Source organism: Enterococcus sp. AZ078, from assembly GCF_051714985.1.
Classification (GTDB): domain Bacteria; phylum Bacillota; class Bacilli; order Lactobacillales; family Enterococcaceae; genus Enterococcus_B; species Enterococcus_B hirae.
The window spans coordinates 596,545-616,247 of record NZ_JBIOSW010000001.1; the positions used below are offsets into that span (position 1 = coordinate 596,545).

19 protein-coding genes and 1 tRNA gene are annotated in these 19,703 nt (G+C 35.8%); 14 read left to right on the forward strand and 6 right to left on the reverse strand.

What is annotated here, in order from left to right:
* Window positions 1-96 precede the first annotated feature (96 nt).
* From IGJ18_RS02955 to IGJ18_RS02965, 3 genes are all read right to left on the reverse strand, one after another.
* Window positions 97-789 (reverse strand): type 1 glutamine amidotransferase, encoded by a 693-nt coding sequence (locus IGJ18_RS02955; RefSeq protein WP_438842869.1) that lies wholly within the window; start codon window positions 787-789, stop codon window positions 97-99.
* Window positions 782-2,134 carry a Mur ligase family protein gene (locus IGJ18_RS02960; RefSeq protein ID WP_010738405.1) on the reverse strand — a complete coding sequence of 451 codons (1,353 nt, stop codon included), beginning with the start codon at window positions 2,132-2,134 and terminating at the stop codon, window positions 782-784. Before IGJ18_RS02960 ends, IGJ18_RS02955 begins: the two co-directional genes overlap by 8 nt.
* A gap of 221 nt (window positions 2,135-2,355) precedes the next feature.
* Window positions 2,356-3,198, reverse strand: a complete 843-nt coding sequence (locus tag IGJ18_RS02965; RefSeq protein WP_438842870.1) for an Rgg/GadR/MutR family transcriptional regulator — start codon at window positions 3,196-3,198, stop codon at window positions 2,356-2,358.
* A gap of 498 nt (window positions 3,199-3,696) precedes the next feature.
* Between IGJ18_RS02965 and IGJ18_RS02970 the strand changes: the two genes are divergently transcribed.
* Window positions 3,697-4,359, forward strand: coding sequence for a CPBP family glutamic-type intramembrane protease (locus IGJ18_RS02970; RefSeq protein WP_438842871.1), 663 nt, complete (start codon window positions 3,697-3,699; stop codon window positions 4,357-4,359).
* A 167-nt stretch (window positions 4,360-4,526) separates the two neighbouring features.
* On the opposite strand, the gene IGJ18_RS02975 is transcribed toward IGJ18_RS02970, so the two are convergent.
* Complete coding sequence (locus IGJ18_RS02975; protein WP_373169199.1) at window positions 4,527-5,909, reverse strand: TrkH family potassium uptake protein; 1,383 nt, start codon at window positions 5,907-5,909, stop codon at window positions 4,527-4,529.
* 171 nt (window positions 5,910-6,080) lie between these two features.
* Between IGJ18_RS02975 and IGJ18_RS02980 the strand changes: the two genes are divergently transcribed.
* From IGJ18_RS02980 to lepB, 4 genes are all read left to right on the forward strand, one after another.
* A complete protein-coding gene (locus IGJ18_RS02980; RefSeq protein ID WP_034699597.1) occupies window positions 6,081-6,812 on the forward strand; it encodes an epoxyqueuosine reductase QueH in 732 nt (243 codons plus the stop codon).
* 187 nt (window positions 6,813-6,999) lie between these two features.
* Window positions 7,000-7,500, forward strand: a complete 501-nt coding sequence (locus IGJ18_RS02985; RefSeq protein WP_025480242.1) for a hypothetical protein — start codon at window positions 7,000-7,002, stop codon at window positions 7,498-7,500.
* The gene (locus IGJ18_RS02990; RefSeq protein WP_438842872.1) at window positions 7,497-8,270 is read left to right on the forward strand and encodes a DUF6681 family protein; all 774 of its coding nucleotides are present in this window, start codon (window positions 7,497-7,499) and stop codon (window positions 8,268-8,270) included. Before IGJ18_RS02985 ends, IGJ18_RS02990 begins: the two co-directional genes overlap by 4 nt.
* Window positions 8,271-8,477: 207 nt before the next feature.
* Window positions 8,478-9,047: a signal peptidase I gene (gene lepB / locus IGJ18_RS02995; RefSeq protein WP_010720001.1), complete on the forward strand. Its 570-nt coding sequence runs from the start codon at window positions 8,478-8,480 to the stop codon at window positions 9,045-9,047.
* Window positions 9,048-9,187: 140 nt separating this feature from the next.
* On the opposite strand, the gene IGJ18_RS03000 is transcribed toward lepB, so the two are convergent.
* Entirely contained in the window at window positions 9,188-9,796 is a 609-nt protein-coding gene (locus IGJ18_RS03000) for a class I SAM-dependent methyltransferase (protein WP_438842873.1), read from the reverse strand.
* A 233-nt stretch (window positions 9,797-10,029) separates the two neighbouring features.
* Between IGJ18_RS03000 and IGJ18_RS03005 the strand changes: the two genes are divergently transcribed.
* From IGJ18_RS03005 to upp, 7 genes are all read left to right on the forward strand, one after another.
* A complete protein-coding gene (locus tag IGJ18_RS03005) occupies window positions 10,030-10,614 on the forward strand; it encodes a thymidine kinase (protein ID WP_010719999.1) in 585 nt (194 codons plus the stop codon).
* Window positions 10,615-10,616: 2 nt separating this feature from the next.
* The gene (prfA, locus tag IGJ18_RS03010) at window positions 10,617-11,690 is read left to right on the forward strand and encodes a peptide chain release factor 1 (RefSeq protein WP_010719998.1); all 1,074 of its coding nucleotides are present in this window, start codon (window positions 10,617-10,619) and stop codon (window positions 11,688-11,690) included.
* Window positions 11,683-12,522, forward strand: a complete 840-nt coding sequence (prmC, locus tag IGJ18_RS03015) for a peptide chain release factor N(5)-glutamine methyltransferase (protein ID WP_010719997.1) — start codon at window positions 11,683-11,685, stop codon at window positions 12,520-12,522. The genes prfA and prmC overlap by 8 nt, the downstream gene beginning before the upstream one ends.
* 191 nt (window positions 12,523-12,713) lie before the next feature.
* Complete coding sequence (locus IGJ18_RS03020; RefSeq protein ID WP_438842874.1) at window positions 12,714-13,745, forward strand: L-threonylcarbamoyladenylate synthase; 1,032 nt, start codon at window positions 12,714-12,716, stop codon at window positions 13,743-13,745.
* 231 nt (window positions 13,746-13,976) lie between these two features.
* Window positions 13,977-15,221 carry a serine hydroxymethyltransferase gene (gene glyA, locus IGJ18_RS03025; protein WP_438842875.1) on the forward strand — a complete coding sequence of 415 codons (1,245 nt, stop codon included), beginning with the start codon at window positions 13,977-13,979 and terminating at the stop codon, window positions 15,219-15,221.
* 532 nt (window positions 15,222-15,753) lie between these two features.
* The gene (locus IGJ18_RS03030; RefSeq protein ID WP_438842876.1) at window positions 15,754-16,701 is read left to right on the forward strand and encodes an alpha/beta hydrolase; all 948 of its coding nucleotides are present in this window, start codon (window positions 15,754-15,756) and stop codon (window positions 16,699-16,701) included.
* A gap of 234 nt (window positions 16,702-16,935) precedes the next feature.
* Window positions 16,936-17,565, forward strand: coding sequence for a uracil phosphoribosyltransferase (gene upp, locus IGJ18_RS03035; RefSeq protein ID WP_010719993.1), 630 nt, complete (start codon window positions 16,936-16,938; stop codon window positions 17,563-17,565).
* Window positions 17,566-17,957: 392 nt separating this feature from the next.
* Here the strand turns inward: upp and IGJ18_RS03040 are convergent, their stop codons facing one another.
* On the reverse strand, window positions 17,958-18,200 hold the full coding sequence (locus tag IGJ18_RS03040; protein WP_010719992.1) for a hypothetical protein: 243 nt from the start codon (window positions 18,198-18,200) through the stop codon (window positions 17,958-17,960).
* Window positions 18,201-18,319: 119 nt separating this feature from the next.
* Here IGJ18_RS03040 and IGJ18_RS03045 point away from each other — a divergent pair.
* Together IGJ18_RS03045 and IGJ18_RS03050 are read left to right on the forward strand one after the other, a co-directional pair.
* Window positions 18,320-18,392, forward strand: a tRNA-Thr gene (locus IGJ18_RS03045).
* Between the two features lie 848 nt (window positions 18,393-19,240).
* On the forward strand, window positions 19,241-19,636 hold the full coding sequence (locus IGJ18_RS03050) for a hypothetical protein (protein ID WP_368019988.1): 396 nt from the start codon (window positions 19,241-19,243) through the stop codon (window positions 19,634-19,636).
* Window positions 19,637-19,703 lie beyond the last annotated feature (67 nt).

The following is a 19,703-nucleotide window of genomic DNA, read 5'->3' on the forward strand; positions in this document are numbered from 1 at the left end:
TAAAGTTTGCTATTTCTGTTGTGGTGTTGCGCTTGTTACTATTGATTTATTTACAATCACAATCCAACAAATATTTATGGTAACAAAAGTTATGTTTTATGCTAAAGATTCGACTGGTAAGTCAAGTTCTGTTCCATAACGTTGTTTAAGTGCTAAACGAATCAATCGTTCCGCAAGATTCTCATTTCGGGAAAGAATCGGTCCGTGGAAATAAGAGCCAAAAACATTTTTATAAATGACGCCTTCGGATTGGTCTTCACCATTATTTCCGTGACCTTGAACGACTTTTCCTAAAGGTCGTTCGCCTTCCCCTAAGAATGTCCGCCCATTGTGGTTTTCAAAACCATAATAGGTTTCATTAAACTCTTCATTATAGATAACGATATCGCCGATAAAACGATTATTTTCTTGACTTAAGGTGTAATGGTCTAAGGCACTGATTCCTTGGATTTTTTCTCCATTGGCACCCACATAATAGTGTCCAAGGAATTGGTACCCGCCACAGATAGCTAACATCACACCATCATTTTCAATGTAGTTTGTTAGTGCTGCTTTTTTTTCTTGGATATCTTTTGAAATGATCAGTTGCTCATAATCTTGTCCGCCACCAAAAAAGACTAAATCATATTTATCTGCTTCAAATGGTTCATGCAGACTGACAATTTCGGTATGACAGGTCACACCTAATTTTTTAGCGACATATTTAAGCATCAATAGATTGCCGTTGTCTCCATAAGTATTCATCAAATTACCGTAGAGATGGGCGATATTCAATTCATAATTAGGCATGATTCATCCCTCCTTTGATAAATCCTTGATTCGCTAATTCTTTTCGTAATTGAAGAACTGCTGTATAGGTAGCTAGGATGTAGACGTGTTCGGTCGGTAATTGTTTGATATTTTTAATGACTTCATTCAGTTCCTTTGTTTCGATGATCTTATCTTCAGGGATTCCTGCAACTTTTAGACGTAACGACATATCGGTATGACGATCCCCACCAGCGATCACTGCAGGAATATCCATATCAGCAAAATGTTCAAAATTCCCGTCCCAGATCCAACTAACGTCAATTCCATCTGCATAGTTTGCATTTAATAAAGCAACTAGTGAGAATGGATAAGGGGCTAAGCCGATCATATCGATGACCTGATTGATCCCAACAGGATTTTTAACAAGTACGAGTGTACATTTTTTACCATTGATATCAATGATTTCTTGACGACCAAATATTTTTTCGTCGTATCCTAGGCCTTGCTTGATTTTTTCAGGGGTTACCCCAAAATATTCAGCTACCGCTGTGGCAGCTAACGCGTTGTAGACATTGTACATCCCGCCAACTTCAATTCCATAGTTATGACCATCAATCGTAAAATCAGCTGAGACATTGTCCATGCGCAACATATCCGTTAGACGATAATCAAGTTCAGGACGTTTAAAGTCACAGTTTGGACAATAGTATTTCCCTAAATTTGCATACGTGATCATCTTGTAATGTAAAATATGATGACATTTAGGACAGAGCACACCATCCGTATTATAATGAGCCATTTGTTCATGGTCTTCTTCATGATCAAACCCATAATATTGGCGAGGATTGATTGTTTCCACAGAGTTGAAGATTGGCGAATCTCCATTACTGATAATTGTGGCATCAGGTGATTTCGCTGCTCCGTCTACAATCATTTTGTAGGTGGTATAGATTTCTCCATAACGATCCATTTGATCACGGAAAATGTTTGTAAATAAAAATAGTTCAGGCTTCATGTATTCAGTTACTTTACTCAAACTTGCTTCATCGATTTCTAAAACAGCGAATTTTTTTTGCCCTTTTTTAGGTTTGGCTTGCAAAAAAGTAGAAACGATTCCTTGAACCATATTTGCCCCAGTTGGGTTGGTTAATACTTCATCAAATTGTTGCCGTAATATATTAACTGTCAAAGCAGTTGTCAATGTCTTTCCGTTTGTTCCAGTAACGACAACCACTTGATAATCTTTTGCAAGACTGTCTAAAATGTGTGGGTCGATTTTAAGTGCAAGTTTACCCGGTAAACTTGATCCTCCTTTAAAGAAGGTTTTTAATGCCCATTGTGATGTTTTACCAACAGCAATCGCAAATTGACTGCGTACTCCCATTATGTAACCTCCATAAAACGTCTTAACGACGAGTAAATTCAATTAATCATACCATATGTTCAAAAAAAGGTTAAATTGCTTTTCTTTTTTTTAAGAAATGGTTGCGATTCTCTTGTCTAACAACGATTGGTACTAGGCTTGATTGTTTATTTGAAGTTTCGTTTAGTCTAAGAATAGCCCCAACGGATAACAGTTGATTTTTTAGGAATAACTATAGTGAATTAATAGTTGTTTTTGATCGTCTGAAAAAAGAGTGTACATTGTTCGCTTAAAAAAGAATACTCCAGTTTGTCTAAGGTTTCGATAATAAAGTGGATCATTGTTTCACTTGTGCTTTTTTCTTCTGTACAGTAAATCAGAATGTTCTCAAAATAAATACGATATAATTTAAAGATTGCATCTTCAGTTCCGGTGGTTAATTCCTTTAAATGACTGAGCGCATCTTTTGCTAAAAAGAAATTCTCATAGGAAATAAAATGACCGCAACTATTAAGAAGCAACGTCAAATAAATTTTTTTACCAGCGGGATATTCTTGATAGATCTGAATTTTTTTTAATGAATTTTTATAGAAAATTTGTTGCTGTTCTTCTGAAAAGTAATTCAAGGTGTTGGTATAAATTTTGATTTCTTGTAGTGTCCATGTTTCGATGGATTTCAAATAATCAACAAGGAACTCCAAGGTCTCATTGTCTATTTGATGGTCGCTCAATTGATCATGGCCAATTTTAGTTAAAGCGTTTAGGAGCTGACTTTTTTTATCTTTTGAAGCGGTTGTCGTTTGATAGATCTCAAAGAGCTTTTCTAAGTCCTTTGTATTAGAAGCCAATTCATATTGTTTCCATAAATTTTGTGAAGAAGAGTGATAATAGTCATATAAAAAGATAAATTCTTCCACATCTACCAGCAATCGCTCCAACACTTGAGCTAGAAGTCGGAAAGACAAGTCATGGTTTCCTTTTTCAAATTCAATGCAATAAGATTTTGTTACGATTCCTGAATAGATTTCCTTTTGAGAAAAACCTTTATCTAATCGGATTTTTCGTACTAACTGACCATACTCCATAGTATCTCTCCATCAAAATTATTTTATGTGTTTATGTAATGAAGTAATAGTAGCAAAAAATTTGTCAAAATTCTAAGAAAGTTACTTTTGGAAAAGTGACCAGAAAAGCGACTGAAAGAAAGAGAAATTAGTAAAGTTAGACGAGGGGTGTTATCCACACGTTTCTTATAACAAATAAGTACGAATGAAGGTTAAGTGGGGTTCAAAAAAACTAATTATTCGCATATTTATTGTGTTTATGGTCAGGTTATTTTTAGATACAAAGTACCAAAAGTCTTAAATATAGGACTATAAAAGAATTTTCATTCGTAGATGATTATACTATGGAAAATTAAAGGAAAACATTCATGATAAATCATTGGAAATCTGTCAATGATGAAGGCTTGTTTGAGGAGATGGGGCAGTATAAAAGACACGTAAACAATACTCATGTGAAGGGTCGTCAGCGACTAATCAATGAACAAATGATAATTATTTAAGGGAAGAGGAACAAGAAATATGACAAAAAGAATTACAGAACCAAATAATCAAGTCCTTAGAATAATGATTGCTTTTGGAGTATTAGGGGCAGGGTTCTATGGGTTGACTCAGGTTGACTTTTATTATATTCAGTTTAGTTTTCTTGTTATTAGTGGTTTAGTAAGCTATTTACTGGTATTTGGTTTTGTTGGTGTGAGGCAATTATTTAGTACACCTAAACGATTTATAAAAACATTCTTGCTGATTTTAGTTGGTTCACAAATTTATGGTATGTTGGCTTCGATGATCATGGGAATACTAGCACAGTTGTTAGATATTCAGACGAAAGCAAATAGTGCGCAAGATAATCCTTGGTGTTTTTTTGTATTTATTTTACCAATTGCTTTACTGGGAGAAGAACTATTTTCGATCACTATTTTTGATACTTTACGTAAAAAAATGGGGATCAATACTAAGGTGGCATCATTGCTCACAGCAATTATTTTTGGACTGATTCATTTTGAAACTTATCTAGGAAGTTCAGCGTTGTTCACGATTGTGCAAGTCATCTTAGTTCAAGGAGGAATTAGACTTTGGTTTAACCAAGCCTATTTAAAAACAAAGTCATTGAATACTAGTTGGGCAGTGCATTATGCTTTTGATTTAATTGCTTTTGTTTTAGGAAGTTTATTATCCTCTTAGACAAATAAGAACAAAGCTTTCAGTACAAATAAATAACCCGAAGTGGCCGAAAATAGCTTCTCTATTTTTTGACTACTTTGGGTTATTTTTATTAGAGCGACACAGGATGCATTTTTGTATAGTAAATATAGATTCAGGCTTTCAAGGTTTGTCGATTGTCTGAAATTTTACCCAATGATGATTTTTTCAGTAGGGTATTCGTAGCCTAAATCTCGTGTTTCTTTTGGAACAAATAACATCAAAGTATACAACATACCGATACGACCGATAAACATTAAAGCTGCGATCGTGATTTTCCCAATTACTGACAAGTTCCCAGTAATTCCCAGGGATAAGCCAGTGGTTCCGAAGGCTGAAGTCACTTCAACGATAATTGCAATTAAAGGCTGATTTTCTGTAGCTGATAAAAAGACGATACAGAAAAAACACATACCAAGAGATAACATAAATACAACGACTGACTTACGCACATCATCATTATCGATTCGACGACCAAAAATATTGATGTTGTCTTCGCTTTTAAGGAAAGAGTAGAGATAAAGACCAATAATTGCTACGGTCGTTGTACGAATCCCTCCACCTACCGAACTGGGACTACATCCAATGAACATCAATAAAGAAAAAACGATCAATGTAGTGATTTGGAAATTACCCAAATCATGGATTTGTAAGCCAGCATTTCTAGTGGTCATAGAGTAAAACATAGAATTGATCCACTTGACACTTAAACTAGAATCTTGAAAAAGATGGTCTTTTTCAAGTAAAAAGATTAACAGCGTCCCACCAACAAATAAGATGATAAAGGCTAAAACCGCTAATTTTGTAAATAAGGAAAAGCGAAACGGTAATTTTGCTTTTGAGCGTTTATACAAAATCCATTCACGAAATTCCATCAAAACAGGAAATCCTATCCCACCAATAAAAATCAAAAACATGATAACAAATAGGAACAGATAGTCATGTGCAAACGGCTCGATTGAGTTTCCTGTGACATCGAAACCCGAATTGGTCACAGCAGAAATCGATTGGTAAAATCCATAGAAAATAGCATCCCGCCAATGATCAAAGTAGCCTCGATAATAGAAATAAATGGAAAAGAAAGCGCCAAAAAGGACTTGGAACCACAACAAAATTACAAAGGTGATACGAATCAAACGAACAATACCAGATAATCGTGGCTGATTCATATCCGTCATGATCAGTTGTCGCTGTCGTAACGTGATTCTTCGTTTAGAAAAGATAATAAAAGCAGTAGAGATCATCATAATCCCTAATCCACCTACTTGGAATAGTATTTCAAGTAAGATTACCCCGTTATCATTAAAAGCCGAATTAATATCAAATGTGGACAATCCGGTTACACTGATTGTACTGATCGCCATGAAAAGCATATCGATAAAAGGTACATGACTATCTGGTTCACGAAAAAAAGGAATGTAAAACAATCCTAAAGAGACAATGGTCATAATAAGATAGTAAAAAACAATGACTTGGATTGAAGAAAAATGACTAGAAGCGTAACGTTCGCTTCGACGTCTTAATTTCCGCATGAAAAGGGTTAATTTCAAGAAACTATCCTCCTTTTTAAAAGTTGTTTCTTTCAGTATACCGAGGTTATAAATAATACTCAAAGAAATCTTAAACAAAATGTACGTTTTCTTTTGATTTGCTATCAAATAGCATATAATTATGGAAGAATTGAAGAATAGCGAGGTCTCCCAATGATTGATGCAAAGGTAATTGTTGAAAAAATGAAAAACCAGAAAATAAATTATGATCGAGTACTACAAAAAATGATCCAACAATGGCAACAAGAAGAAACTCGACCAAAAATATTAATCCATACTTGTTGTGCTCCTTGCAGCACACATACGTTAGAATTTATGTGCCAATTTGCAGAGGTTACTTTATTTTTTTCAAATTCTAATATCCATCCTAAAAATGAATATTTAAGAAGACTCCATGAACAAAAGCGATTTGTTGATCAGTTTAACGAGCAAACCAATCATCATGTTCAGCTGATCGTTGATGAGTACCGTCCCAGCGAGTTTAATAAAATGGTCATTACGCAAGGCCTTACGGAAGAAAAAGAAGGTGGCGCAAGATGTAGTGCCTGTTTTAATATGCGTTTAGACCTGGTAGCACAAAAAGCCCAAGAACTTGGTTATGATTATTTTGGGAGTGCATTAACGATCTCACCCAAGAAAAATGCTGCTCTGATCAACCAAATCGGGATGGATATCCAAAAAATTTATGGAACTCATTACTTACCAAGTGATTTTAAGAAAAATAAAGGATATGAGCGATCGATCCAGATGTGTAAAGAGTATGACATTTTTCGTCAGTGTTACTGTGGCTGTGTCTTTGCAGCTAAACAGCAAGGTTGCGATTTAAAGAAAATAAACCAAGAAGCAAAGGATTATTTAGCAAGTTCAAAAATTTCAATTAATTAGCTCTATTATAAAATTTTCAAGAAAACGTAAGAAAAAAATAAGAAATTTATGTTAAGTATAATTAAGTGTCAAAATAAAAGCGATTGATTCGATTGAAAACGAATATTCAGTTTGGTGGAAAAATGAATTTTAGACCAAGCATAAAAAATATTAGTGATGAAAAATAAAACATAAAGGAAGAGATATGATGCGAAAAGTAGCACCTATTTTGAAACCAATAGCAGTCTTAACTATTTCAACAATCGTTGCTACTGCGACCGGTGTTGTCAACAGTTCAAGTTATCGTACCCCTAGTTCAAGTTCGGTGGAAGAAACAACACCAACATCAACACCAGAGACCACATCTAATGAAACGTCGACAACACTGGATCAGACGAATGATTCATCGAGCACATGGGAAGAAAATACGAGTTCAACCAATGAAAATACGTATTCTACAGAGCAACCAAGTAGTTCGAAAGAAAAGTCTGACAAGCAAGGAAGCAGTTCATCCGAAACCAGTGATACGAATGCGATCAATGGAGGAAATCATACAGAACCAAGCTCAAGTTCGTCAACAGTACCAAGTAATACGACACCAAGTACTGAAGGACAAGATAGTGGAGAGGCTACCGTGAAAAATGTAACGCCAACCCAAAATACAGATGGGAAGCAAGTGTATAATCAGCAAGCAGGTGATTCACAATGACAATTTTATTAGATATTATCAATAGCGTGCATAAGTTTTTAGGTTATTTAGATATTAGTCCTAAATATTTAAATCGAGGCTATACGATTTTAAGTGTGATCCCAACGATGTATCTTTTACGGATTATTTATGGACTTTGGCAAAACCAAAATTACTTACAATTTTTCTTGTATGGAATCGGCTTTTTAGTGTTAGTGTATTTTATCATTTTGAATGTATTTTATTACTTTCTGGATAAGAATACCAAAGCGGATGTGACACAATTGTTTGTCAAATATTTACCGGAAGAAGCATTCAATATTCAAACAGAAGAAGCGATGCTGAATAGCGATGCAATCGACAAAGTGAACACGAAAGAAGTCAGTGTTTCTTATGATGAAGATTATCAATTGCGATTAGCTGAAAACATGCGTTATTTAATCGGGAATGGTGAGATTAAAACAAATGATCTAGGAAGAATGGATGGCTATCTTGTGGATCGTAACACACTTTATCCTTATTATTACGTTAAAAAAGTAGCAGAAAAAGAATATCAGTTGAGTATTGGGCGCAGCTACTCGGATTTAGCCCCTGTTGGAACGATTGTTATGGATTCGGCGGATGAAAAGCTCGAACCAGTTGGGTTGTTTATTGTAGGTGGTGACTTCGTCAAAGAAGGCTTAAGGTATCATGAGCCTTATCGTTTAAAACTTATCGTGAAAAAAGAACAACCAGAAAATGAAGCAATGGTTTACAGTAGAAGTCAACGAAGAAAGCATTCACGAAGTTAATGGATCACGTTGATCAAGACAGGTTGGAAAATTGTGGATGAAAAATGACAGAATCTCCCTTTGAATAATAAAAGAAAAAAATAGAGTTATACGTGATGTATTCTTATTCTTTCCTTTACTTTCTAAAAAAGGTAAAATAAAAAAGAACAATAAAAAAATCAATTGAATAATACGAAGAGAAAACAAAAGTAAAGCGGGAGGTATGTTGTGAAAGAATTTTTTAAAAATTGGGGTATTTTGATCGTAGTACTAGCAGCTATTTTATTAGCTCGGGTCTATGTATTTACGCCAGTTACCGTTAATGGACATTCAATGGATCCGACGTTGAGTGATGGTCAACGATTGATCTCGTCGAAAATCTCAAAGTATGAACGCTTTGATATTATCACGACGAAAGAACCTGGAGATGAAGAACGAATGATCGTTAAACGAATCATTGGCATGCCGGGCGATACCGTGAAAATGGAAAATGATCAATTGACGATTAATGGTAAAAAATATAATGAGTCTTATTTAAATGAGTTTAAAAAAGATTTTGCGAAAGATAAATTGCAGAATGAATATTCTTACAGTGAAGCTTTCCAAGCACAGGCTGAAAATTCGCAGCATTTCACAAGTGATTTTGAATATGTCGTGCCCAAAGGAAAATATTTAGTTTTAGGAGATAATCGTTTGATCTCTAAAGATAGCCGAATATTTGGTTTGGTGGATGCAGACATGATTCAAGGAAAAGTAGTTTTCCGTTACTGGCCTTTAAACGAAATCAAAATCTTTTAAGTCTCTTTCTGAGCAGGTATCAGAAAGAGCATGAGCAAAAATGTAGGCAACAGTGGTCATGACCAAGTTGTCTAGCCCAGAAAATAAGCCACAGAATCCGAAATAGTTTTTCCTATTTTAAGGATTCTGTGGCTTATTTTTTATTTTTTTCCGCTAGCAAAAAACAAAGAAGCATCTTGGTTCATGAATAAATTTTTACCAGAGTGAAAAGTGTAGATATTCGTGGAATGAAACCCAATTTGTTCAAGTAGAGCCGTAAGTGCTTCATGGTCAAACCCATTATGGACTTTTGGATGGTTGATCGCATCATTGTGATCAAAATCAATGATCAAAAGTTGACCGTTTGGCGTAAGCATGTGGTAGAGTTTTTCTAAGATCAAACGTGTGTCAGGAATATGCAGTAGGACTAATGACATCAAAATAAGGTCTACTTTTTGATCGATTTTTTGATCGATGGATTCGGTTGTGGCATCGAACGTTACCGAAGAGACGTTTGTTAATCCGCTAGTCTTAATTTTGTCTTCAGCAATTGTTAGCATCGCATCAGAGGAATCAACTAGAAGAAGTTGCTTGAATCGGTCAGCTAAAGCTAACGAAACCAAACCGGTACCTCCGCCATAATCCATAAAAGTCAGTTCTTTGGTGGAAGAAGGTAGTTGAGAAATTAGTTCGTCTTGAATAATTTTTGCTAGTGCTTTTCTTTCGGGAGTATCATAATGGTTTGCGATTTGATTGAAGATTTCTGACATAAGGTCACTCCTGACTTCATAAGTTAGATGAATTTTATTAAGTATAGCAAAAAAAACTGTTTTCCCAAACCACTAGTTGATTTTGAAGGATTGAAAGACACGCAGCTATTGTTTTAAATGTATGAGTGTTTTAATCTAAAGTAACGTTTTTACCAGATGAAAAATTCTCACTGTAAAAAATAATGAAAATCAAGTATAATACCATAGGAACAAACTGGAAGGTGAGCAAGTAAATGGCACAACTATTTTTTAAGTATGGCGCAATGAATAGCGGCAAGACAATTGAGATCTTAAAAGTCGCACATAATTATGAAGAACAGAATAAACCAGTTGTCTTGATGACAAGTGGGATCGATACCAGAGATGGTGTTGGTGTTGTCTCTAGTCGTATTGGGTTAAAAAGAGAAGCCACGCCGATTTTTGAAGAAACAGATGTCTTTGATGTCATTTTTCAAATGGAGGATAAGCCATATTGTATATTGATCGACGAGGCGCAATTTTTAAAGAAAAAACACGTAATTGCGTTTACGAAAATTGTTGATGAATTAAACATTCCGGTGATGGCATTTGGTTTGAAGAATGATTTTAGAAATGAGTTATTTGAAGGATCAAAATATCTATTGCTTTATGCAGACAAAATCGAAGAGATGAAAACGATCTGCTGGTTCTGCCATAAGAAAGCAATCATGAATTTACATTATATCGATGGTCAACCAGTTTACGAGGGGGATCAGGTACAAATTGGTGGAAATGAAGCCTATTACCCCGTTTGTCGGAAACACTATTTTGAACCATCAATTATGACAGAAGGAGAATAAAGATGTACGATCAATTACAAGCAATTGAAGACCGTTATGAAGAACTGGGCGAGCTACTAAGCGATCCAGAAGTAATTTCAGATACGAAACGTTTTATGCAATTGTCAAAAGAAGAAGCAAACACTCGTGAAACTGTTGATGTCTATCGCCGTTACAAAGATGTCGTACAAGGGATCAAAGATACAGAAGAGCTATTAGGTGAAAAGTTGGATGATGAAATGGCTGAAATGGCCAAAGAAGAATTATCTGATTTGAAAAAAGAAAAAGAAGAATTAGAAGAAAAAATCAAAATCTTATTACTACCAAAGGACCCGAACGATGATAAAAACATCATCATGGAAATCCGTGGGGCAGCAGGTGGAGATGAAGCAGCGTTATTTGCTGGTGACTTATTCAACATGTATCAGAAATATGCAGAATCACAAGGTTGGAAAACGGAAGTGATGGAGGCAAGTATTACTGGTATCGGTGGCTATAAAGAAGTCATCATGATGATCTCTGGAGAAAATGTCTATTCAAAATTAAAATATGAAAGTGGTGCGCATCGTGTACAACGAGTGCCATCTACAGAATCACAAGGACGAATCCATACATCAACAGCAACCGTTGTGGTCATGCCAGAAGCAGAAGAAGTAGAAATCGATATTGAAGATAAAGATATCAGAACAGATATCTATCATGCATCAGGGGCTGGCGGTCAGCACGTCAATAAAACAGCATCGGCAGTTCGTCTAACTCATTTACCTACTGGAATTGTGGTAGCAATGCAAGATGAACGTTCACAGCTGAAAAACCGTGAAAAAGCCATGAAGATTTTACGTGCCCGTGTCTATGATAAAATCCAACAAGAAGCACAAAGTGAATACGATGCAAACCGTAAATCAGCCGTTGGAACGGGTGATCGCTCTGAGCGGATCCGTACGTATAATTTCCCGCAAAACCGTGTGACTGACCATCGTATTGGTTTAACTATCCAAAAATTAGATCAAATCCTTGCTGGAAAAATGGATGAGATCGTGGATGCGTTGATCATGTATGACCAAACATCAAAATTGGAAGAAATGCAAAATGGGTAAGACCACGTATTTAGAAGTCCTATCACGGGCTTCTTCTTTTTTAGAAGATCATGGAAAAGAAGGTCATAGTATTCAATTTCTTTTTCTTGAACGTAAAGGCTGGCAAAAACTTGATTGGTTGTTGCAGATGAATGAGCCCATTTCTAGCGAAGATCAACAGATGATCGAACAAGATCTGGAGCATTTGATGAACAATTATCCGCCTCAATATTTGTTGGGATATGCTGACTTTTATGGTCACCGCCTAAAAGTGACAGAGGACACTTTGATCCCTAGACCGGAAACAGAAGAATTAGTTGAACGATGTTTGCAAGAAACGTCAGAACAAAACTTGAAGGTCATAGATATTGGAACAGGAACAGGGGCAATTGCGATCAGTTTAAAAGCTGCAAGAAAGAACTGGGACGTTTCGGCTGTGGACCTATCTCCAGCAGCTCTTTCAGTAGCGAAAGAGAATGCGCAACAAGCTGGACTGGCGATCCATTTTTATCATGGAGATACACTGGCACCGGTCAGTGATCAAACCTTTGACGTCATTATTTCCAACCCGCCGTATATTCGTTTCGATGAATGGGAATTGATGGATGAAAGTGTTCGGACATTTGAACCTAAAATGGCATTATTTGCCGAAGATGAAGGATTAGCCATCTATAAAAAAATAGCAAAAGAAGCAAAACAATGTTTGAAACCAGAGGGAAAACTATTTTTGGAAATAGGATTTAGCCAAGGGGAGATCGTGAAACAAATCTTTCAAACGGCATTCCCCAATAAACAAGTAAGTATTCATAAAGATTTATTTGGAAATGAACGAATAGTTTCTGTGATGAGCTGATTGTGGATGAAAAATATTTTTTATGTTTTTTTATCATAAAAAAACATTGATTTTACAAGGATGAAAACGAGTTATTGACTTATCAACATACTTATCCACTATTGACAAAATAGTTATCAACACTCTGTTGATAACATGAGGATAAAGTAGAATAAATCAAGCATATTGAAAAATGAGGGTGTGGATAGACTGTGGAAACAAACTATTATCATGAAGAACAATTATCAGAAGCAGCACAAGCATTAAAAAGTGGCGAACTCGTTGCTTTTCCAACTGAAACTGTCTATGGACTAGGCGCTAATGCACTTTTGACCGAAGCGGTAACCGAAGTGTTTTCGGTCAAAGGTCGTCCACAAGATAATCCTTTGATTGTCCATGTTTCATCGTTTGAGCAAGTAAAACAATTTGTGGATAACTTTCATCCTTTAACGGAAAAAATCGTCAATCATTTCTGGCCAGGTCCCTTAACACTTATTTTTGAGATCAAAAAAGGGTCTTTACCACCTATTGTAACAGGTGGGTTATCCACAGCTGCTTTTCGTATGCCAGATAACAAAAAAACACTTGAATTCATCCAATTAGCTGGTATACCAATTGTTGGTCCTAGTGCGAATACTTCGGGAAAACCTAGTCCAACGACTGCGGAACATGTCTACCATGATTTAAAAGGAAAAATCAATGGGATCATTGATGATGGTGCAACCCGAATTGGTGTGGAATCAACCGTGATCGATCTCAGTGATCCGGATCGTGAACCCATGATTTTACGTCCAGGAGCGGTGACCAAAGAACAGCTTGAAAAAGTGATCAGTGGAAAGGTAGCCGTTGATCGTCATTTAGTCCAAAGCACTGAAACACCTAAATCACCAGGAATGAAATATAAGCACTATTCGCCTGATACGCAAGTCATGATGGTCCAAGAAAATGATTGGGAAGCCGCTGTAAAATGGGCAAAAGAAGAACATTTGCGTGTTGGAGTAATTGCAGGTCCTAAAATTGCTGAAGCTGTTCGTTTTGATGTAGCAGCAGTCTACATGTATTTTGATGATTCAGTAGAAGCCGCTACGAAAGGATTATTTGCAGGATTACGTGGGTTAGATGAGAAGAATCTTGGACTTGATATGATCTTTGTGGCAGTATTTCCAGAAGAAGGTCTGGGAAATGCTTATATGAATCGCTTAAAAAAATCAGCGGGACAAAAATATTTTGAAAAAAGAACTTAGGTAGCTTGTACCCATACTTTATTATGATACAATGCAATAAAGTAAACTCTACTTGAATAAATTTGAATAAAACTGAGAGATCATGTTCAAAAGAGAAAGAATCAGCAATCATTCGTGAGATATAGCTTTTTACAGCGATCTGAATGACCAGTTAAGGATTTTAGCTGATCGTGCCTAGATTGCTAGTTGATTCATGATTTCTTAGTAAACAATAAGAAGGAGCTGTTGTGTGTGGTAGACTACAAAACGTTTGACCCAGATTTATGGGCAGCAATCGCAAAAGAAGAAGAAAGACAAGAAAATAATTTGGAACTTATCGCTTCCGAAAATTTTGTCTCTGAAGCAGTGATGGCGGCTCAAGGAAGTATCTTGACAAATAAATATGCAGAAGGTTACCCTGGGCATCGTTATTATGGTGGCTGTGAATTTGTCGATATCGTTGAAAGTTTAGCGATCGATCGTGCAAAAGAATTATTCGGTGCAAAATTTGTCAATGTTCAACCTCATTCTGGTTCACAAGCGAACACGGCAGCATATCTTGCTTTAGTAGAACCTGGTGACACGATTTTAGGGATGGATCTTTCAGCAGGTGGACATTTGACTCATGGTTCTCCTGTGAACTTTAGTGGAAAAACGTACCATTTTGTAGCCTATGGCGTTGATCCAACAACAGAAGTCATTGATTACAATGTTGTGCGGATTTTAGCTAGAAAACATCAACCAAAATTGATCGTTGCCGGAGCAAGTGCCTATGGTAGAATCATTGATTTTGAAAAATTTAGAGAAATCGCTGATGAAGTAGGTGCGAAATTAATGGTTGATATGGCACATATCGCTGGCTTAGTTGCAGCTGGTGTCCATCCAAGTCCAATCCCTTATGCGGACATTACTACGACAACCACTCATAAAACATTACGTGGACCACGTGGTGGTATGATTTTGACCAATAATGAAGAATTAGCGAAAAAAATCAATAGTGCAGTTTTCCCTGGCATCCAAGGTGGACCACTAGAGCATGTCATTGCAGGGAAAGCAGCAGCATTCAAAGAAGCATTGACACCTGAATTTAAAGAATACAGTGAACAGATTATTGCTAATGCCAAAGCGATGGCAAAAGTCTTCAATCAAGCAATCGGTACAAGAGTGGTCTCTGGCGCAACGGATAATCATTTAGTTTTAATCGATGTCCGTGGATTAGAGTTAAACGGGAAAGAAGCCGAAAGTATTTTAGATAGTGTGAATATCACGGTTAACAAAAATTCAATTCCATTTGAAACACTTAGCCCGTTCAAGACTAGCGGTATCCGTATCGGTACTCCAGCAATTACTACAAGAGGCTTCAGAGAAGAAGATGCTGCGAAGGTGGCGGAATTGATCGTCAAAGCTTTACAAGCCAAAGAGAATGAAGCCGAATTAGCTGAAGTCAAAGCTGGTGTGCGTGAATTGACTGAAAAATATCCTTTATATAATAAATAAAAGGAATAATCACTACAAAACGAGTCGCTTAACGCAAGAAGTACCATCAGCAGACATAAAAAAGCAACTGTTTCAAAATTCTTAGTTTGCCAAAATTTACTGTATATTAAAAATAATCCGAAGAATCCAAAATCGCTTCTCCTGTTTTTGGAATTCTTTGGATTATTTTTTGAAATGGCTTATTGTGTGTGGATACTTTTTCAAGGGAAAGTTGTTGGAATCGCTTCTTTTGGGTATTTTAGTTTTATTTAGGCAAAAGTTTTCTTCTATCGATGCAGCACGAATACATTGGTGAGATCTATTTAAAATAGCCTGAGATATAGGACTGAGATGGATTAGGTATGGAAGTGGTGAGGTTTTGTTTTAATGAAGGGATAAACTAAGCCGCAGGTACTGGGGGAAGTATGAGGAAGGCTTATGTTTACTGAGTTTGATAGAAAACAAACAAACTGATTTTTTGACTTTTTCATTGGGGCTCACTAGTATATGAGGTGTAATTTGGTTTTTTATTATAATCTAGGGAGGAACCATGATGACCGAACGAATCTCATTAGAAAAAGCAGCAATCGAATTTAGTGATGCAAATGCTCCCCACCCAAGAATCTACGAATTACCACCTGAAGAAGGACGAGCGCTATTAGAAAAAGTCCAAGAATCGCCCGTTGATAAACTACCAGTCGACATTGAAGATTTAACGGTTGATACTGGTCAATGGGGGTCCATCAACGTTCGTTTTGTCCGTCCAGAAGGAAATACTGATAAATTACCAGTGATTTTCTATATTCATGGAGCTGGTTGGGTTTTTGGTAGCGCACAAACTCATGACAAGTTGATTCGTGAATTAGCCGTTCGCACGAACTCGGTCGTCGTTTTTCCAGAGTACAGCCGCTCGCCGGAAGCAAAATATCCAACAGCGATCGAACAAAGCTATGCAGTCTTACAAAAGCTAAGTGAACTAGCGGAATCAAAAGGGTTAGATTTATCTGAATTAACGGTAGCGGGCGATTCAGTTGGAGGTAATATGGCAACTGTAATGACTATTTTAACCAAAGAACGCCAAGGGTTGCCCATCCAAAAACAACTTTTGTTTTATCCGGTGACGGATGCCAATTTCACTACTGATTCTTATCAAGAATTTGCCGAAAACTATTTTTTAACAAAAGAAGGAATGAAATGGTTTTGGGACCAATATACAACTGATGATTCAGAGCGGTCAGAAATCACAGCATCACCATTACGAGCGACTTCTGAAGAGTTGGCAGACTTACCACCAGCTTTGATTTTAACTGGTGAAGCGGATGTTTTAAGAGACGAAGGAGAAGCTTATGCTCGGAAGTTACGTGATGCAGGTGTGGCAGTCACCCAGGTTCGTTTTCAAGGGATGATCCACGATTTTGTGATGGTCAATTCATTGGACCAAACCAATGCTACCAGAGCAGCGATGCTTTTAGCGACTCAGTGGTTACAGCAGGATCGATGATCCTATTTATATAACCAGATATATGTAATATTAATCTGACTAAAAGACAGTAAAAATAACAAAAAAATTCATTGTTCAAAGCTTTTTTGTTATTTTTTACTGCTTTTTTTTATTTTTGATTACTGTTGTTTTATTTATTTTATTTTCTTTTGAAAAGTTGTTGGTTTGACTAGTCAATTGGGTCTTTTTGTTTTACAATTAAAAAGAAACGACAGAACAAAGGAGACCAGAAAAATGGGCAAATTCCAAGTAATCGACCATCCATTGATCCAACATAAACTAACTATTATTCGTGACAAAGACTGTGGAACAAAAGTTTTCCGTGAGGTTGTCGACGAAATTGCTATGTTGATGGCATATGAAGTATCACGTGACATGCCATTAGAAGATATCGTAATCGAAACACCGATTACAGAAACAACTCAAAAAACGTTATCTGGTAAAAAAGTAGCGATCATTCCGATTCTACGAGCAGGTATTGGGATGGTTGACGGTATTTTAGAATTGATCCCAGCTGCGAAAGTCGGACATATCGGGTTATACCGTGACGAAGAAACATTTGAACCTCATGAATATTTCGTAAAATTACCTGAAGATATCGATGCACGACAATTATTTGTTGTTGACCCAATGTTAGCGACAGGTGGCTCAGCGATCATGGCGATCGATGCATTAAAAGAACGTGGCGCTTCAAATATCAAATTTGTTTGTCTAGTAGCTGCTCCAGAGGGTGTAAAAGCTTTACAAGAAGCACATCCAGATATTGATATCTACACAGCTGCATTAGATGAAAAATTGAATGAACACGGCTACATCGTTCCAGGTCTAGGCGATGCAGGGGACCGTTTATTTGGTACAAAATAAAAATAATAAACGCTAAGGCACCAAACCATAGTAGGATTTCTTATTCTATTATGGTTTTTTGTTTGTTATTAATTCTAGTAATTTATCATGGTTTTGATAGAAAGTAGTTTATTCAAAGAATAGCTGCAAGAAGATGGATCAAAGAATATACGGAATTTGAAAAAACGGATGGAGTCTTGCGGAATCTTAAGTGAACAAGAGGAACAGCAAAAGAATAGAGGATGATTTTTGCCATCTCATAAGACTTTATTGATGTGAGAAAAAAACTGTTTTTTAGTTAGAGAGAGCAGTAGGCACGTTTATGATGACATGAATGGAATAAGTGATCCTAGATAGTTGATGAAATTTTTCAAATAAAAAAACCATCCCAAAAAACGCAGAGATGGTCAGTGTTAAATTTTCTTCAATTCTTTGTAATTGATGATGATTACCCCTTTGCTTTGCGTCATTAAATTGGCATTTTCATCTGTTTTGTCAATTTCAACCACAGCCGAGTTTTTCAGTTGTTTTGAAATTGTTCCAGTTTGCGGTGTTCCATGAATCATAAATGTCACGTGAGTGTCGATCGTAAATTTTTCCCCAAATTCTGACGGTACGATAGTTGTATCAAATTTTCCAAACGTTGCCATTTTCATAAAACCTGCCTTTCATATCAATTATACCACGTTTTATGAAAAAAATCATGAAATAGAACGAAATTTACACTTGTCCCTTTACAAATTTTTAAAATACGTATATAATTTCATATGGAAACGCCAGCTTAGCTCAGTTGGTAGAGCAACGCACTCGTAACGCGTAGGTCACAGGTTCGATCCCTGCAGCTGGCATCATTTATAAAAGCAACGATCTCAAAGATTTTTTATTTTGAGATCGTTGCTTTTTTTCGTAAGGAATTTGAAAAGAAGAGGAAGGAACAACATTAAAAATAGCGGATACGATGATGTCGATTCTAGATCTGTTTTACTATTCAATAACTGAGAAGAAGCATCAAGTTCTGATTCTTCAACCAATTTTTTAAACATCAAAATTAGTAGATTCTACTAGTTTTGATGTTTTTTTGTTGAACAAATGACAGCCATCAAGTGCTAAAACAGATGGAATCATAAAACTGTTGAAAAATAAAGGAGTTTGGCACAACTAGAGGTTTCGTTCTTTTTTATAAAAAAACTAAGTGGGATTTCTAATAAATGTAAAATTATGGATAGGAAAAAAGCGGATAGGAAATGATTTTTTTCTTAAATCAAGTCAATTATTTGGCACATTATTCCTTTTTTTGCTATCTAAGTCGCCTTTTTTTTCACTGTAAATATAGATTGCTAATTTTTAAAATGTTATACCGATTTTTTTATTGGTTATTTATTTGTCGTTATTAATGATAGCGAACTAGTTCTGTAGTTGTATTTTTCTATTGAAATAAACGATGGTCTGTATGATCTTGCTTCATGACCTTCTGATTTAAAAGTTAAAGAAATTTGACGATCAAAAAAAATTCACTTGAAATTAGTTATTTATTTTTCATATTTATATGCAAACATCAGCAAACCTTCATAATACTATTATTTTTTATTTTAAAAGTGAAAAAAATAGAAAAAAACGGAAAAAATTGGTGTTTATTCAATAAAAAACACTCTATTCTAATTATATATTTGAATTTATTTTAAATTAGGAGGGAAAAATGAAAAAGAAAAAAATTTATCAGATATTGGTGATGGGGTTAGTTGTTGGTCAGGTTCTTACTAACGGGACAACATTTGCTTACGCAGCGACCATTGAAAGAAATCTTTTGGATGAGAGCAAGTTTTCAGATGAGCGTATGGATGCATTGAATGATCAGTATCAACCAGTTACTTATGTTTACCATAAAATAACGATAAATGAAGCGCCTAAAATTCCTAGTCAACTTCAAAATAAAGAGCTTGTTGAAACTCAAAATATAAATAAAAATGAAGTAAAACAGATCGTTTATCAAGTTCATCAGCAAATAAAACAACAAATAAAACCAACTACACAGCAACAAATAAAACAACGAAATTTGTCAAAAACGAACGAAAAGAACCTTTCTAGCCTCTGATTCGAAATGTTTGGAATAGGATTCAATGCTCTTGAAGACTATCAGGTCTTTTGGAAAAAGAGCAAAA